Annotated in this window: 16 protein-coding genes and 1 pseudogene; 9 read left to right on the top strand and 8 right to left on the bottom strand. The window is 55.7% G+C overall.

Going from position 1 to position 14,620, the window contains the following annotated elements; all coding sequences use genetic code 11:
• Positions 1-245: 245 nt before the first annotated feature.
• The gene (locus tag ACTVDO_RS13655) at positions 246-1,757 is read right to left on the bottom strand and encodes a response regulator transcription factor (RefSeq protein ID WP_442901700.1); all 1,512 of its coding nucleotides are present in this window, start codon (positions 1,755-1,757) and stop codon (positions 246-248) included.
• Positions 1,758-1,973: 216 nt separating this feature from the next.
• Here ACTVDO_RS13655 and ACTVDO_RS13650 point away from each other — a divergent pair, with 216 nt between their 5' ends.
• Positions 1,974-2,495 carry a MogA/MoaB family molybdenum cofactor biosynthesis protein gene (locus ACTVDO_RS13650; RefSeq protein ID WP_020960889.1) on the top strand — a complete coding sequence of 174 codons (522 nt, stop codon included), beginning with the start codon at positions 1,974-1,976 and terminating at the stop codon, positions 2,493-2,495.
• A 108-nt stretch (positions 2,496-2,603) separates the two neighbouring features.
• Here the strand turns inward: ACTVDO_RS13650 and ACTVDO_RS13645 are convergent.
• Together ACTVDO_RS13645 and ACTVDO_RS13640 are read right to left on the bottom strand one after the other, a co-directional pair.
• Positions 2,604-2,805: pseudogene (locus ACTVDO_RS13645) on the bottom strand (AMP-binding protein); the annotation flags it as partial.
• Positions 2,802-3,122: a hypothetical protein gene (locus ACTVDO_RS13640; RefSeq protein WP_020960888.1), complete on the bottom strand. Its 321-nt coding sequence runs from the start codon at positions 3,120-3,122 to the stop codon at positions 2,802-2,804. The gene ACTVDO_RS13640 and the pseudogene ACTVDO_RS13645, both read right to left, overlap by 4 nt.
• A gap of 180 nt (positions 3,123-3,302) precedes the next feature.
• Here ACTVDO_RS13640 and ACTVDO_RS13635 point away from each other — a divergent pair, with 180 nt between their 5' ends.
• Together ACTVDO_RS13635 and argH are read left to right on the top strand one after the other, a co-directional pair.
• Positions 3,303-4,523, top strand: a complete 1,221-nt coding sequence (locus tag ACTVDO_RS13635) for an argininosuccinate synthase (RefSeq protein ID WP_442901699.1) — start codon at positions 3,303-3,305, stop codon at positions 4,521-4,523.
• A 49-nt stretch (positions 4,524-4,572) separates the two neighbouring features.
• Positions 4,573-5,952, top strand: coding sequence for an argininosuccinate lyase (gene argH, locus ACTVDO_RS13630; protein WP_442901698.1), 1,380 nt, complete (start codon positions 4,573-4,575; stop codon positions 5,950-5,952).
• A 67-nt stretch (positions 5,953-6,019) separates the two neighbouring features.
• On the opposite strand, the gene ACTVDO_RS13625 is transcribed toward argH, so the two are convergent.
• Entirely contained in the window at positions 6,020-6,466 is a 447-nt protein-coding gene (locus ACTVDO_RS13625; protein WP_442901697.1) for a universal stress protein, read from the bottom strand.
• Positions 6,467-6,580: 114 nt separating this feature from the next.
• On the opposite strand from ACTVDO_RS13625, the gene ACTVDO_RS13620 reads away from it, so the two are divergent.
• The 3 genes from ACTVDO_RS13620 (at position 6,581) to ald (ending at position 8,785) form a co-directional block, all read left to right on the top strand.
• Positions 6,581-6,721, top strand: coding sequence for a hypothetical protein (locus ACTVDO_RS13620; protein WP_020960884.1), 141 nt, complete (start codon positions 6,581-6,583; stop codon positions 6,719-6,721).
• A gap of 96 nt (positions 6,722-6,817) precedes the next feature.
• The gene (locus ACTVDO_RS13615) at positions 6,818-7,582 is read left to right on the top strand and encodes an SDR family oxidoreductase (protein WP_442901712.1); all 765 of its coding nucleotides are present in this window, start codon (positions 6,818-6,820) and stop codon (positions 7,580-7,582) included.
• Between the two features lie 84 nt (positions 7,583-7,666).
• A complete protein-coding gene (gene ald / locus ACTVDO_RS13610) occupies positions 7,667-8,785 on the top strand; it encodes an alanine dehydrogenase (protein ID WP_023817702.1) in 1,119 nt (372 codons plus the stop codon).
• An 85-nt stretch (positions 8,786-8,870) separates the two neighbouring features.
• On the opposite strand, the gene ACTVDO_RS13605 is transcribed toward ald, so the two are convergent.
• Positions 8,871-9,965: a M24 family metallopeptidase gene (locus tag ACTVDO_RS13605; protein WP_442901696.1), complete on the bottom strand. Its 1,095-nt coding sequence runs from the start codon at positions 9,963-9,965 to the stop codon at positions 8,871-8,873.
• 138 nt (positions 9,966-10,103) lie between these two features.
• On the opposite strand from ACTVDO_RS13605, the gene ACTVDO_RS13600 reads away from it, so the two are divergent.
• Both ACTVDO_RS13600 and ACTVDO_RS13595 read left to right on the top strand, forming a co-directional pair.
• On the top strand, positions 10,104-10,784 hold the full coding sequence (locus ACTVDO_RS13600; protein WP_020960880.1) for a metal-dependent hydrolase: 681 nt from the start codon (positions 10,104-10,106) through the stop codon (positions 10,782-10,784).
• 115 nt (positions 10,785-10,899) lie between these two features.
• Positions 10,900-12,207, top strand: a complete 1,308-nt coding sequence (locus ACTVDO_RS13595) for a CBS domain-containing protein (RefSeq protein WP_020960879.1) — start codon at positions 10,900-10,902, stop codon at positions 12,205-12,207.
• A gap of 67 nt (positions 12,208-12,274) precedes the next feature.
• Here ACTVDO_RS13595 and ACTVDO_RS13590 read toward each other — a convergent pair whose 3' ends face one another.
• Positions 12,275-12,583: a YtpI family protein gene (locus ACTVDO_RS13590; protein ID WP_020960878.1), complete on the bottom strand. Its 309-nt coding sequence runs from the start codon at positions 12,581-12,583 to the stop codon at positions 12,275-12,277.
• Between the two features lie 100 nt (positions 12,584-12,683).
• Here ACTVDO_RS13590 and ACTVDO_RS13585 point away from each other — a divergent pair, with 100 nt between their 5' ends.
• Complete coding sequence (locus tag ACTVDO_RS13585) at positions 12,684-13,631, top strand: DHH family phosphoesterase (RefSeq protein ID WP_020960877.1); 948 nt, start codon at positions 12,684-12,686, stop codon at positions 13,629-13,631.
• Between the two features lie 125 nt (positions 13,632-13,756).
• On the opposite strand, the gene ytrI is transcribed toward ACTVDO_RS13585, so the two are convergent.
• Both ytrI and ACTVDO_RS13575 read right to left on the bottom strand, forming a co-directional pair.
• On the bottom strand, positions 13,757-14,260 hold the full coding sequence (gene ytrI / locus ACTVDO_RS13580; protein WP_020960876.1) for a sporulation membrane protein YtrI: 504 nt from the start codon (positions 14,258-14,260) through the stop codon (positions 13,757-13,759).
• Positions 14,257-14,598 (bottom strand): YtrH family sporulation protein, encoded by a 342-nt coding sequence (locus ACTVDO_RS13575; RefSeq protein ID WP_008880866.1) that lies wholly within the window; start codon positions 14,596-14,598, stop codon positions 14,257-14,259. Before ACTVDO_RS13575 ends, ytrI begins: the two co-directional genes overlap by 4 nt.
• Positions 14,599-14,620 lie beyond the last annotated feature (22 nt).

Here is a 14,620-nt window from a genome sequence, read left to right as displayed (position 1 = left end):
CGCCCCTTTTTTCTCGGTGCCCTGTGAACTACCCACCACCTATACTTCGCTTAGAGGTGGAGGCTTCAAGCGACTTGTGTGTGTTCGCCGAACGGTAAGCCGCACACAAGAACCCTTTACGCTTCCCTTCGTTCCGAAGGTGTCCGTTCTAGACATATTCGATCCTATTCGTTGGCTGACGCCAACCGAAATTCATCTCCCACTTTCGCTTCGCTTAGAAGTGGGAGACTTCTTTCGGGAAGATGTTAAATGATTCCGTCGCGAATCGCTTTCACAATCGCCTCGGTCCGGTTTTTGGCGTTCATTTTTTGCAAGATGGCCGATACATAGTCGCGCACCGTGTATTCGCTTAAATGGAGACGCTTTGCCGCCTCATACGTCGAGGCTCCTTCGGCGACGAGCTTCAACACTTCCATTTCCCGCGGCGACAAGTGCGGGGCGGGATGGGACCATTCGGGGCGGCCGCCGCTGAATTTCGCCAGCATTTCCCCGGCGCTTTGGCCGAATTTCATGACGGCGGTGAAAATATCGCTCGAGAGCGTAAACGGCCGGCCAGGCCCTTGATCCAAAATGGCTGCGCCGATGAGCCGGCTTTCCGACGGGGCATACACTGGGGCGATGACGATCGACTCGAGCTGAAACTGCTTGACATATTTCACCGGCAGCCCTTCCGCCGCATCTGCCATGTAGATAGGCGGCACGTTCGCCATATGGCTGCCGAGCAGCTCGAGCTGTTGCATGTACTGTTTAATGAGCGGCAAGCCGTTCAGGCTTTCGTGAATGCTTTTGATTTTGTCATTGTCGAGCTTATAGCCGTAAAGGCCGAATCCGCTTTCATTGGCGCTCGAGTAGGCGAACAGCGCGCACCGTTCAAACGGCAAATAGGTGACAAAACCGGAGGCGATGTATTCGACCGCCTGCTGCAGCGATTTGGCACGCATAATCCAACGGTCGAACAAAATGACGGCATCTTTCCAAAGCTGGTCCTGCTTTGTTTGTTCGAGCGCCATGCCCCCGGCGTGGAACAGCTCGAGCGCATGCAGGAGAAACGGAAGCACTTGCTGCTCCGTTTCACCGGTGCAAAACAGGAAAACGGTTTCTTCCCACGGAAGCGGAATGACGCGCCGCTTCTTTCCCGTCTTTGGCATGCGGGAAAGCAGCTGCTCGGACAGAGAAAAAATCGTGTCCGCTTCGAGCGTCGGAACGTCGTCCGGAAGCCAGTCCGTTTCTCCGTATAGTTTTTGAATCGAAAAACGGCCGTCCGTCTTGTCCAGTTGGGCGATCCACTCAATCGGAAGCTGCCTGGAAGCGGCGAGCTGCTCCAAAAAACGGCCGATGTCCGGCTCGCCGTCGGTCGTTTGGGAAAAGGCGGCTTCATACATTTTGGAAAACAAATATTGGACCGCCTGCCGGTCGTAAAACGTGCTGCCAGGCGCGGACTGCACCACCTCATGAACAGCGTTTTCCAGCAGCGTGAACACAAACGTCACTTTGTTTGAAGGCGCAAAATGAGGATCGGTCCGCCAAGCTTCGCCGACAGCTTTCAGCCATTCGCGGACTTCGCCGCCCGTTTTGGAAAAATAGCAGGAAAGCAGGCGAATGGCTGTTTCCACTAAAGGAGCCGCTAAATGCCCTTTTTCTTGCAAGTCGCGCCATTTTTCATGCCAGCGGGCGACGATGGGCCCGTGATGCTGCCCGATGACCGTCATCCCATCTTGCAAAACGGACTGCAGCTTTTCGTTTAACGTGCGATGCAACGCTCTTCCCTCCTTCCCCTACACCGATCCCCTCCGCATAAATGGATAGACGCGTTTCCCCTATGTGTTAATATTATAACAATTCTGTCTATTATATAACAAATATTTTTGTCCAAAAGTGTACAAGATTTGCGCTCATGGGCGTTCCGCTTCGCGCCGGCGGGAAGGATGTTTTTGCTATACTATAGGTAACCGAATGCAAAGGAGATGAAACCGATGAGCACAAGCGAACATAAACAAGAAGCCCCCAAAACCGTCCGCTGCAAAGTCATCACCGTCAGCGACACAAGAACCGAGGAAACCGACCGGAGCGGCCGGCTGATGATCGAGCTGCTCACGGAATCCGGACATGAGGTCGCCGGCTATGAAATCGTGAAAGATGAAGCGGACGCCATTCGCGCGGCGGTGCTCGACGGCTGCCGCCGCCTTGACGTCGACGTCGTGCTCACGAACGGCGGCACCGGCATCGCCAAGCGCGACGTCACGATCGAAACGGTCGGCGCGCTGCTCGAGAAAGAGCTCGTCGGCTTTGGCGAGCTGTTCCGTTTCTTAAGCTATACGGAAGACATCGGCCCGGCCGCCATGCTGTCGCGCGCCGTCGCCGGCGTGGCGATGGACACCGCCGTCTTTTGCACCCCCGGCTCGACCGGCGCCGTGCGCCTCGCGATGACGAAGCTTATTTTGCCTGAGCTTGGGCATGTCGTGCGGGAGATTCGGAAGGATAGGGCGCCGCGTTGACGAAAAGAGAACATAAGCGAAAAAGAGGATGCCCGCTGCGGGCATCCTCTTTCATTCATCAAGCCTTGATGCATTTTTCCCGTTCTTGATTGCGCAGGATGAAGCGCTTAGCATCAACGTCTCCGACAAGCCATAATGGTCGTGGATCGTGACGCCCACATGTTCTTGGAAAAAAGCGGATGACTTCCGGATTGAGCGGTTCGCCGGCCGAGCTCATGGCGTGCACGTTCAGCTGATAGCGGCGAATGACGTCCGCGCCGGCTGCCGCCATCGCCCGGTACGCGGTCGGGGCGTACGCGAAGTTGGTCATCCCGTCCCTTCCTTTTCAAAGGAAACATGGGGACTGACCCGATACCAAATCCATAAATCATTGATGATGGAAGCGAGTTCCGCTACTTCCGCATTCAGTTGGCACGAGCGTTCGAAGTCGGTTTCGCGGCCGAGTTCGTCTTGCTTTTCATCGATTTTTCGCTCCAGGGCGGCGATGCGGTCGGGGATCAAGCCGCGGATCGCCTCCCACTCAAGCAAAATCGCCTCTTGCTCATCTGCGCTGTAGTCGTCCCAAGGCTTGTCCAAATGCGGCAGGCGGATGCCGAGCCGCTTGTCGTCGATGAAGATGCCGTTCATTTTCTTTGCCTCCTTTTCTTTTATTATACAAAACGTCCCCTTAGAGCGCGGTGGAATTTTTATGCTTTTTTATGAATATGTATTGAAAAATGATCCGAAAGCTGATAAAGTGATAATGTGCTCAATTTGAATATTTATTTATGATTAAGTATATTTATGTGACAGGAGAGGGGAACGACCATGGCAAATCCAAAATTGGTGTTGGCCTATTCTGGCGGTTTAGATACATCGGTGGCAATCAAATGGCTCCAGGAGCGCGGCTATGATGTGATCGCGTGCTGCTTGGACCTTGGGGAAGGAAAAGACCTTGATTTCGTGAAAGAAAAAGCGCTCAAAGTCGGCGCGATCAAATCGTACGTGATCGACGTCAAAGACGAGTTTGCGAACGAGTATGCGCTCATCGCTCTGCAGGCAAACGCCTTGTATGAAGGGAAATATCCGCTCGTCTCGGCGCTGTCGCGTCCGCTCATCGCGAAAAAACTCGTTGAAATCGCCGAGCTCGAAGGCGCGGTGGCGGTCGCTCACGGCTGCACGGGGAAAGGGAACGACCAAGTGCGCTTTGAAGTGTCGATCAAAGCGCTCAATCCGGATTTGGACGTCATCGCCCCGGTGCGCGAATGGAGCTGGTCGCGCGAGGAAGAAATCGAATATGCGAAACAGCACGGCATTCCGATTCCGGTCGATCTGGACAGCCCGTTTTCGATTGACCAAAACTTATGGGGCCGCAGCAACGAGTGCGGCATTTTGGAAGATCCGTGGGCCGCGCCGCCGGAAGAAGCGTACGAGCTCACCGCTTCGCTTGAAAATGCCCCGGATGTGCCGGATGTGATTGAAATCGGCTTTGAACAAGGTGTGCCGGTGACGTTAAACGGGAAGGCATACCCGCTCGCGCAGCTCATTTTGGAGTTGAACGCGTTGGCCGGCAAGCACGGCGTCGGGCGCATCGACCATGTCGAAAACCGCCTTGTCGGCATCAAATCGCGCGAAGTGTACGAATGCCCGGGCGCCATGACCTTGATCAAAGCGCATAAAGAGCTCGAAGATTTGACATTGGTGCGGGAAGTCGCCCATTTCAAACCGCTCATCGAGCAAAAAATCGCCGAAGTCATCTACAACGGCCTTTGGTTTTCGCCGCTTAAAGACGCGCTCGTCGCGTTTTTGAAGGAAACGCAGAAAAACGTCACCGGCGTCGTGCGCGTGAAGTTGTTTAAAGGCCATGCGATCGTCGAAGGGCGCAAATCGCCGTTCTCGCTCTATGATGAAAAATTGGCGACATATACGTCAGAAGACGAGTTTGACCATCAAGCAGCCGTCGGGTTCATCACGCTGTACGGCTTGCCGACGAAAGTCAACAGCATCGTGAACAAGCCAAACAAAGCGTCGGTGCCGACCGGCCAATAAACCATCGGGAACAGGAAGGAGGAAGTCGCATTCCTCTGCGGCGAGATTCGTGAAAAAACTTTGGGGCGGACGGTTTACGAAAACAGCGGAAGAATGGGTCGACGAGTTCGGCGCGTCGATCCCGTTCGACCAGGAGCTGGTGGAAGAAGACATCGAGGGCAGCCTCGCCCATGTGACGATGCTCGGCGAGTGCGGCATTTTGCCGGCGGAAGACGTCGAGAAGATCAAAGGCGGGCTGAACCGCCTGTTGGAAAAAGCCAAGCGAGGGGAACTCGAGTTTTCCGTGGCGTATGAAGACATCCATTTAAACATTGAAAAAATGTTGATCGACGACATCGGTCCGGTCGGCGGCAAGCTGCACACCGGACGGAGCCGGAACGACCAAGTGGCGACCGACATGCATTTATACTTGCGCAAGCGCGTTGCGGAGATTCTTGGCCTCATCCGCGGGCTGCAGCGGGCGCTTGTCGCGCAGGCGGAAACGCACGTCGAGACGATCATGCCCGGGTATACGCATTTGCAGCGGGCGCAGCCGATTTCGTTTGCCCACCATCTGCTCGCATATGTGTGGATGCTCGAGCGCGACTATGAACGGTTTTCCGAGTCGCAAACGCGCATCAACCGCTCGCCGCTCGGCGCCGGGGCGCTCGCCGGGACGACGTTTCCGATCGACCGCGGGCGGACGGCGGAGCTGTTGGGCTTTGCCGGCATTTACGAAAACAGCTTGGACGCTGTGAGCGACCGCGATTTCATCATCGAATTTTTGAGCAACAGCTCGATGCTCATGATGCACCTGTCGCGGCTCGCCGAAGAGCTCATTCTTTGGTCAAGCCAAGAGTTTCAGTTCATTGAGCTCGATGATGCGTTTGCGACCGGCAGCAGCATCATGCCGCAAAAGAAAAACCCGGACATGGCCGAGCTCATCCGCGGCAAAACCGGCCGCGTGTACGGCCACTTGATGGCGCTCCTCACGGTGATGAAAGGGCTGCCGCTCGCCTACAACAAAGACATGCAAGAAGATAAGGAAGGCATGTTCGATACGGTGAAGACGGTCGTCGGGTCGTTGAAAATTTTCACCGGCATGATCGAGACGATGAACGTGCGCGTTGATGTCATGGAGCGGGCGACGAAGCAAGACTTTTCGAACGCGACCGAGCTCGCCGATTACTTGGCCGCCAAAGGCGTCCCGTTCCGCGAGGCGCATGAAATCGTCGGCAAGCTCGTGCTGCTTTGCATTGAGAAAGGCGTCTTTTTGGCCGACTTGCCGCTTGAGGTGTATCGGGAGGCGTCGCCGCTCTTTGACGAAGACATTTATGACGCCTTGAACCCGCGCACGGCCGTCAACCGCCGCAACAGCGCCGGCGGCACCGGTTTTGCCGAAGTGCGGGCGGCGATTGAAAAAGCGAAAGAAAAGCTAAACACCCCGTAACGGCGGGGTGTTTTTTTGGCATTCACCGGCGGCGCAGAGAATGGATGCGTTCGTTGGGCGCGGAAGGCTATTCTTTCGGCGTCCGCACAACAAGCACATCGCATTTCGCATGGCGGACGATGTTTTCCGAGACGCTGCCAATGAGCAGCCGTTCGACGGCGTTTAATCCGGTTGCGCCGCAAATGATCAAATCGGCTTTATATTTCGGCGCCACTTCTTTGGCGATTTTCACTTTCGGCGAGCCGAACTCGATATCGGTCTCGACGTCATTGAGCCCGGCGGCGACGGCTTCGTTTTTATACCGCTCGAGCAGTTCGTTTGCATACTGTTCCGACCGTTCGGCAAGGGCATAATCGTGCGCCTCGACCGTCGTAAAGCCGCGCAAGTCGATGATATGGGACAAAATGAGCTTCGCCCCGTTTCGCTTGGCGATTTGGATCGCTTTTTTCAACGCCCATTCCGCTTCCTTCGAGCCATCGACGGCGACGACGATCGTTTTGTATATTGTGGTCATATTCTCCCACTCCCTTTGGATAAAAATGTTATCTCTATATATAGTATACCCTCGTTTGACTGGCGGGAAACTAGACCATATATTGAGATTTTGTGAAAAAAGGGAGGAAGGGCGATGGAAAAGCGGTATGACGGCTGGAAGTATGAGGAAGAAGAAGTGCAGACGATCACCGAACAAATTACCGAATCGTACGAGAGTGGCATTATTGAGGATGATGAATCGTATTACGACCCGCGCCGCGAAGTCGGCGAATAACCATGGCGCCTATGCGCTATGGTTATTTTTTTGTATTCCTCCTTGTTTGTAGTAAAGTAAAAATGAGACAGCAAATCGTGATGAGGAGGGAGAATGGTGCGGCATGCGTTGATCACGGCCGGAGCGAAAGGATTGGGGAGAAAGGTGACCGAGCTGCTGCTTGAGAAAGGCTATTCGGTGACGGTGAACTACCGGAGCGACGAACAGGCGGTGCACTCGCTTGCTGAGAAACACCGTAGTGACGCCGACCGCCTTCAGTTTGTGAAAGGGGATGTAACAAGAAAAGAGGATTTGACGCGGTTGGTGGATGCGGCCATGGAGCGGTACGGCCGCATTGATTGCCTCATTAACAACGCAGGTCCTTACATTTTTGAGCGGAAAAAGCTGGCCGATTATACGGACGATGAATGGTACACGATGATCGAAGGAAACTTAAGCGCGGTGTTTCATTTAGTGAAGCGGACGGTCCCGATTATGCGCCGCCAACGGTTTGGCCGCATCATTACGTACGGATTTCAAGGAGCGGCCGATGCGCCGGGATGGTTGTACCGTTCGGCGTTCGGGGCGGCGAAAGTCGGGCTCGTGTCGCTGACGAAAACGATCGCCTTGGAGGAAGCGGGATACGGCATCACCGCCAATATGGTATGCCCAGGCAACATTGTCGGCGCTATGAAGGAAGCCGGGATCGCCGCTGCTCGCGCCAAGCCGGATGCCGAAGCGCCGGTCGGGCGCCCGGGCACGGGTGAAGACATCGCCCGCGTCATCGCTTTTTTGTGTGACGATGATTCGGATTTCATCACCGGGGCGGTCATTGACGTCACGGGCGGAGAGAACGTCATTTATCGTCACGTTTTCCAATAAGTGCGCCTGACCGCGTTCTGTTTGCTTTCTGGCCGAAAGGGAAACAATAAGGGAGTGAACGGAACGGAAAAAGGAGGAAAAACGATGAAAATCGGCATTCCGAAGGAAATCAAAAACAACGAAAACCGCGTCGCCATCACCCCGGCCGGCGTGATGACGCTCGTCAAAGCCGGGCATGACGTGTATGTCGAAACGAATGCCGGCGCCGAATCCGGCTTCACCGACAGCGAGTATGAAAAAGCCGGCGCGGTGATCGTGCCGAACGCGGAAGACGCCTGGGCGGCGGAGATGGTGTTGAAAGTGAAAGAGCCGCTGCCGGAAGAGTTTCGCTACTTCCGTCCAGGGCTCATTTTGTTTACGTATTTGCATTTGGCGGCGGCCGAAGCGCTCACGAAAGCGCTTGTCGAGCAAAAGGTGGTCGGCATCGCTTACGAGACGGTGCAGCTGGCGAACGGCTCGCTGCCGCTGTTGACGCCGATGAGCGAAGTCGCCGGCCGCATGTCGGTGCAAGTCGGCGCCCAATTTCTTGAAAAGCCGCACGGCGGGAAAGGCATTTTGCTTGGCGGAGTCCCTGGGGTGCGGCGCGGCAAAGTGACGATCATCGGCGGCGGAACGGCGGGGACGAACGCGGCAAAAATCGCGGTCGGGCTCGGGGCGGACGTGACGATTTTGGACATTAACGCCGAGCGGCTCCGCGAGTTGGATGACTTGTTCGGCGACCACGTGACGACCTTGATGTCCAACTCGTACCATATCGGCGAGTGCGTGCGCGAATCGGACTTGGTCGTCGGCGCTGTCTTGATCCCGGGGGCGAAAGCGCCGAAGCTGGTGACGGAAGAGATGGTGCGCTCGATGATGCCAGGGTCGGTGTTGGTCGACATTGCCATCGACCAAGGCGGCATTTTCGAAACGACCGACCGCGTCACGACGCACGATGACCCGACATATGTCAAGCACGGCGTCGTCCATTACGCCGTCGCCAACATGCCGGGCGCGGTGCCGCGCACATCGACGTTCGCCTTAACGAACGTCACGATCCCGTACGCCTTGCAAATCGCCAACAAAGGCTACCGCACCGCCTGTCTCGACAACCCGGCGCTGTTAAAAGGGATCAACACGCTTGACGGGCACATCGTGTACGAAGCCGTGGCGGCGGCGCACAACATGCCGTATACGGATGTTCATTCCGTGCTTACAGGATGAAGAGGGAAAAAGCTGTCCGACCGGTCTGCAGACAGAGCCGGCGGACAGCTTTTTTGCTGCGCTCATGCGCCGACAACGTTCCCCGTTATACCATAAGCAGCTCCTTCGAAAACGACGTCAACACCTCAACGCCGCCGTTTGTGACGGCGACGTCGTCTTCAATGCGCACGCCGCCGATGGACGGAATGTAAATGCCCGGTTCGATCGTAAACACCATGCCGGGGGCGAGCGGCTCGCTATTTGCGCCATGAAGCGACGGGTATTCGTGGATTTCGATTCCTAAGCCGTGGCCGACGCGGTGAGTGAAATAGTTCCCGTAGCCGGCTTCGGTGATGACGGTTCGGGCGGCGCCATCGACCGCTTTCATGGCTGTTCCCGGCCGGCAGACGTCGATGGCGGCTTGTTGGGCGCGCCGGACGGTGTCGTACATGAGCCGCTGTTCGTCGCTTGCCGTTTGACAAATGACGGTGCGGGTGATGTCCGAACAATACCCGTCCACGATGACGCCTAAATCGAACAAGACGAAATCGCCCGGTGCGACCGCCGCTGTCCCCGGCGCGCCGTGCGGGTCGGCCGTTTTCGCGCCGGTGAGCACGGTCGTCGGAAACGACATCGCTTCGACGCCGAGTTTTTTCAGCTCATATTCAATGACGGCGACAAGTTCAAGCTCTGTCACGCCCGGGCGGATGGCCGAAACGCCGATTTCGACCGCCTTGTCGGCGAGCTCCGCCGCCTGGCGCAGCGCTTTCATTTCTTGTTCGTCTTTGATCAGGCGAAGCTGGCGCAGCTTATCTTCGGCATCGAGCCATTGGCTGTTCGGAAACAGCGCCGAGAGCCGCTCGAAGCGGGCGAACGACAAATCGTTTTTCTCAACGGCAATCGAGACGGCCTTGATGCCGCGCGCTTTGAGGTGGCGGTGGATCTCATCCCACGGGTCGGCGCTGTCGTCATAGCCGATCACCGTATACCGAAAGCCGCTCCGGCGGGCGCGCGGCGCTTCCATTTGCGGACAGACGAGCGCCGGTTCGCCGTCAGGAAAGACCAAAAGCGCCAGCAGCCGTTCGTGCGGGTCGCAAAAAAAGCCGCTCAAATAAAACACGTTCGCACTTGACGTGATGAAGGCGAATGAACTATGTTGTTGTTGAAGCCAAGAGGAAAATGCTTGCAGCCGTTTGTTCATCGTTCCCTTCCTTCCTTTTTTCACTGTTGTCCATTTTGAGCGTACCAAGAAACGGGCCGTTTGTAAATGGACAGGCGCGAAAAGAAGGAAATGGACGGATGGCGGCGAATCATGGGAATGGAAAGGAGAGATGTGGCGATGAAAATCAGCTACCATGGCCATTCGGTCGTCCGCGTGGAAACGAACGGAAAAACGATTTTGATCGACCCGTTCATCACCGGCAATGCGACGACCGATTTGAACGCAGCAGATGTGAAAGCGGATGTCATTTTGTTGACGCACGGGCACGGGGATCATGTCGGCGACACGGTGGAGATCGCCAAGCGGAACAACGCCCTCGTCGTGGCGACGTTTGAATTGGCGACGTATTTAAGCTGGCAAGGGGTCGAAACGTTCGGCATGAACATTGGCGGGGCGCGCCAATTTGATTTTGGCACGGTCAAGTTTACGCAGGCGTTCCATAGCTCCGGGTTTGTGACCGATGACAAGCAAATCATTTATTTAGGCATGCCGACCGGCATTTTGTTCACGGCCGAAGGCAAAACGATTTACCATGCCGGCGACACCGGGCTGTTTTCCGACATGAAGCTGATCGGCGAGCGCCATAACATCGATGTCGCATTCCTGCCGATCGGCGACAGCTTCACGATGGGGCCGGAAGACGCGGCGGTGGCGGCTGAATGGCTTGGAGCGAACCTCGTCGTACCGATCCATTACAACACGTTCCCGCCGATCGCCCAAGACCCGGAACGGTTCGTCTCGCTTCTGCCGCCGGGTGTCGGCCGCGCGCTGAAACCAGGCGAAAGCATCGAACTGTAACAGAGGCGCCCTCCCTAAAGCGGGAAGGGCGCTTTCTAATGGCCGGCGCGATCGTTGAATCCCCGCCGCTGCGCCCTGTATAATGAAAGTAACAACACGTAAAGGGTGAAGATCGTTGGCAACCAAACATGAACAAATTTTGGAATACATCCACCGGCTGCCGATCGGCGAAAAAATTTCCGTCCGGCAGATCGCGAAGGAAATGGGTGTGAGCGAAGGGACGGCGTACCGGGCGATCAAAGATGCGGAGAACAAAGGATACGTAAGCACCATCGAGCGCGTCGGCACGATTCGGATCGAGAAAAAGCGGAAAGAAAACATCGAAAAGCTCACGTACGCCGAAGTCGTCAACATTGTCGACGGACAAGTGCTCGGCGGCCGCGAGGGGCTGCACAAAACGCTCAATCGCTTCGTCATCGGAGCGATGCAGCTTGAAGCGATGATGCGCTACACGGGTGCGGGCGACTTGCTGATTGTTGGCAACCGGACGAAGGCGCATGAACTGGCGCTTGAAGCCGGGGCGGCCGTGCTCATCACCGGCGGGTTTGACACGGCCGACCACGTCAAAAAGCTCGCCGATGAGCGGCAGCTGCCGATCATTTCGACGAGCTACGATACGTTTACGGTTGCGACGATGATCAACCGGGCGATCTATGACCAGCTGATCAAAAAGGAGATTGTGCTCGTTGAGGACATTGTCACCCCTGTCGAGAAAACGGCCTATTTATATACAGACGATCCCGTCGAGCGCTGGTATACGTTAAATCGCGAGACGCGCCATAGCCGCTTTCCGGTCGTCGACGGACAGCTCAAAGTGCAAGGGATTGTGACGGCAAAAGACGTGCTCGATATGGACCGGCAGCTGCCGATTGAAAAAGTGATGACGAAGCAGCCGATTACGGTGAACGGAAAAACGTCGGTCGCGTTTGCTTCCCACATTATGGTATGGGAAGGCATCGAGCTCCTTCCGGTCGTCGATGACCATAACCGGCTGCAAGGGATCATCAGCCGCCAAGACGTATTAAAAGCGTTGCAAATGGCGCAGCGCCAGCCGCAAGTCGGCGAGACGATCGATGATCTCGTCACCGCCCAGTTCCGCGAGTCAGGCGACAAAGAGACGCTGTTTCGCTGCACGATCACCCCGCAAATGACGAACTACTTGGGGACGCTTTCTTATGGGGTGTTTACAACGATTGTCACCGAGGCGGCGGCGCGGATGCTGCGGGCGTACAAACGAGGGGATTTGGTGATGGAAAGCATCACGATTTATTTCATCAAGCCGGTGCAAATCGACAGCACAGTCGATGTGCAGGCGAAGCTTTTAGAGCTCGGACGCAAGTTCGGGAAAGTGGATGTCGAGGTGTATAACGAAGGGGCGATCGTCGGCAAGGCGATGATGATGTGCCAGCTGATCGATCGGTAAGCGGCAACGAAAAAAGGATGTCCATCCTTTGCGCCGGACATCCTCCTTTTTGTTGCGAACCCCGTGGTCAGCTTTGTTTCGCCGCTTTTTCCGCCTCTTCGACCGCCTGCGGCAAATAGTGACGGTAGGCACGGAAGCCGGCCCAAGCGCTGCCGAAGCCTAAGGCGATAAAGATGGCGGAGATGAGATACGTGACCGTCGTCTGGTATAAAAACAGCTGGTTGATGCCGAACAAGGCGACAAACAGTCCGAGCGCCGTGCTCGATTTTGCCGAGTAAAACTGGCGCTCCATCGGGCGTTGGGCGCGGACGTAGCGGATTTTATAATAGACGTAAAACGAAAAGAAAAATATAATGAAAATAACCAATACGGGCATGCTGGTTCCCTCCGTCGTCGATTTCTTTTTCCATTGTACATAGAAGCACGGAAAAATGCCAGCGGTTGAAAATGACAGGCAAGAAAAAGGGGACGAAGTGATGAAAGACATCTGTCGGAACATTCTCGAAACGATTCGTCAATTTGACACGATCATCATCCACCGCCACGTGCGCCCGGACCCGGACGCGTACGGTTCGCAAGGCGGACTCGCAGCGCTGCTAAGGGCGTCATTTCCGGAAAAACAAGTGTATGCGGTCGGAACGGATGACCCGTCTTTATCGTTTTTGCGGAACATGGATGTCATTGACGATGACGTCTATGAACAGGCGCTCGTCATCGTCTGCGACACGGCGAACGAGGAGCGGATTTGCGACAGCCGCTACCGGCTCGGGCGGAAGCTCATTAAAATCGATCACCACCCGAACGATACGCCGTACGGTGACATCATGTGGGTCGACACCGATGCCAGCTCGACGAGCGAAATGATTTACGAACTGTATTTGGCCGGCAAAGACGACGGGTTGACGATGACCGCCGAGGCGGCGCGGTTAATTTATGCCGGCATCGTCGGCGACACGGGCCGTTTTTTGTTTCCGCGCACGAGCGAAAAAACGTTCCGCTATGCCGGGGAGCTCATTTCGCACGGTTTTTCGCTGACGGAACTGTACGACGGGTTGTATCGGACGAGCCTGCCACTCGCCCGTTTGAGTGGGTATGTGTTGGCGAATTTCACGATCGATGAAGGAGTGGCGGCGGTGAAAATGCCGCGGGCGCTGCTTGAGGAATACGGCGTCACGCCGCTTGAAGCGTCACAGCTTGTCGGGTTGCTCGGCAACATTGATGGCATCATCGCCTGGGTGTTTTTCGTTGAGGAGGAGAAGGAAATTCGCGTTCGCTTCCGTTCGAAAGGGCCGATCATCAATGTTGTCGCCAAACGGTACGGCGGCGGCGGCCATCCGTTGGCGGCCGGCGCGTCCATCGCTTCATGGGAAGAAGTCGACCGCATTGTGGACGATGTGAAAGCCGTTTGCCGGGCGGAACGGTAGCGGAAGGGGGCAAGGAGGTGCTGTGCGCTGTTTCCCCCTCTTTTGCCGCCTGATGAGGGGGCAGACGCTTTTTTCGGAGACGGGACGCCGTTTTGCCCCTCCTTTTTTGCGGGCTGCATGACGTATTAAAGGAGGGGCTTCAATTTCACTTCCACAGCCAAAAGGGTAAAAATGGTGAGTGTATGAATTTCCAACCGGTACGCTTTTTCGTGGATCGTATACGTTTTGTTTTCAATCGTCCGTTTGATCAGCTCGCGGCTGTTGTACACCGTTTCAATGTCTTTGGTGATCAAATGGGACAAATCTTCTTTCACGCTGTCTTCGATGCGGAACGCCGTGTATGAGTCAAGCTTATACTGCTCGGCATTGGCGAGGTGGACGGATACGTCTTGCACGGTCAGCTTTTTTTTCATTTCTTTGTTGTAATGGATATAGTCTTCCTGCCAAATGCGAATTTCGTTTTGCAAGTCGGCAATCTGCTCGTTGAGCTCATTGACGTGCCGCACTTGTTTTTCTTGCAGGACGCCGAAAATGTACAAAAACACAAACCAGCTGATGAGCGCCCCGATCGCTGCGCCGGCGAAAAAGCGCTGCCATGACGGGGATTGGTAATACGGAGGAATTCTCATGGCGAAATGTGCTCCTGCGTCAGCCACGTAATGATCGCGACCCCTGTTTGCGCGCCGCCCATGGCGGACAAAATAAGCAAAAATTGCCGCACAATATCTTTCGTTTCCCCAAGAAACAGCCCCCGCTCGACGACGTAAAACGTATCAAACGTCCCGCCGATGGCGGCGACGACCGCCCAAATGCGCAAATCGCCGGCGAACCGGTACATGGCGGTCAGCGGCTGGCCGCCGCTTAAAAAAGCGCCGAGCGCCCCGATGATGGCGCCGCCGAGCAACACGCCGACCGCGATGAAATAACTTTGAATAAACGCCGGCAAAAAGGCCACTTTTTCGTTCATTTGTTTTCCGCCCCTTTCTTTA

Origin of the sequence: Geobacillus sp. BK01 (assembly GCF_052220245.1) — a bacterium.
Taxonomy (GTDB): domain Bacteria; phylum Bacillota; class Bacilli; order Bacillales; family Anoxybacillaceae; genus Geobacillus.
This window is presented reverse-complemented; position numbering and strand designations above follow the sequence as displayed.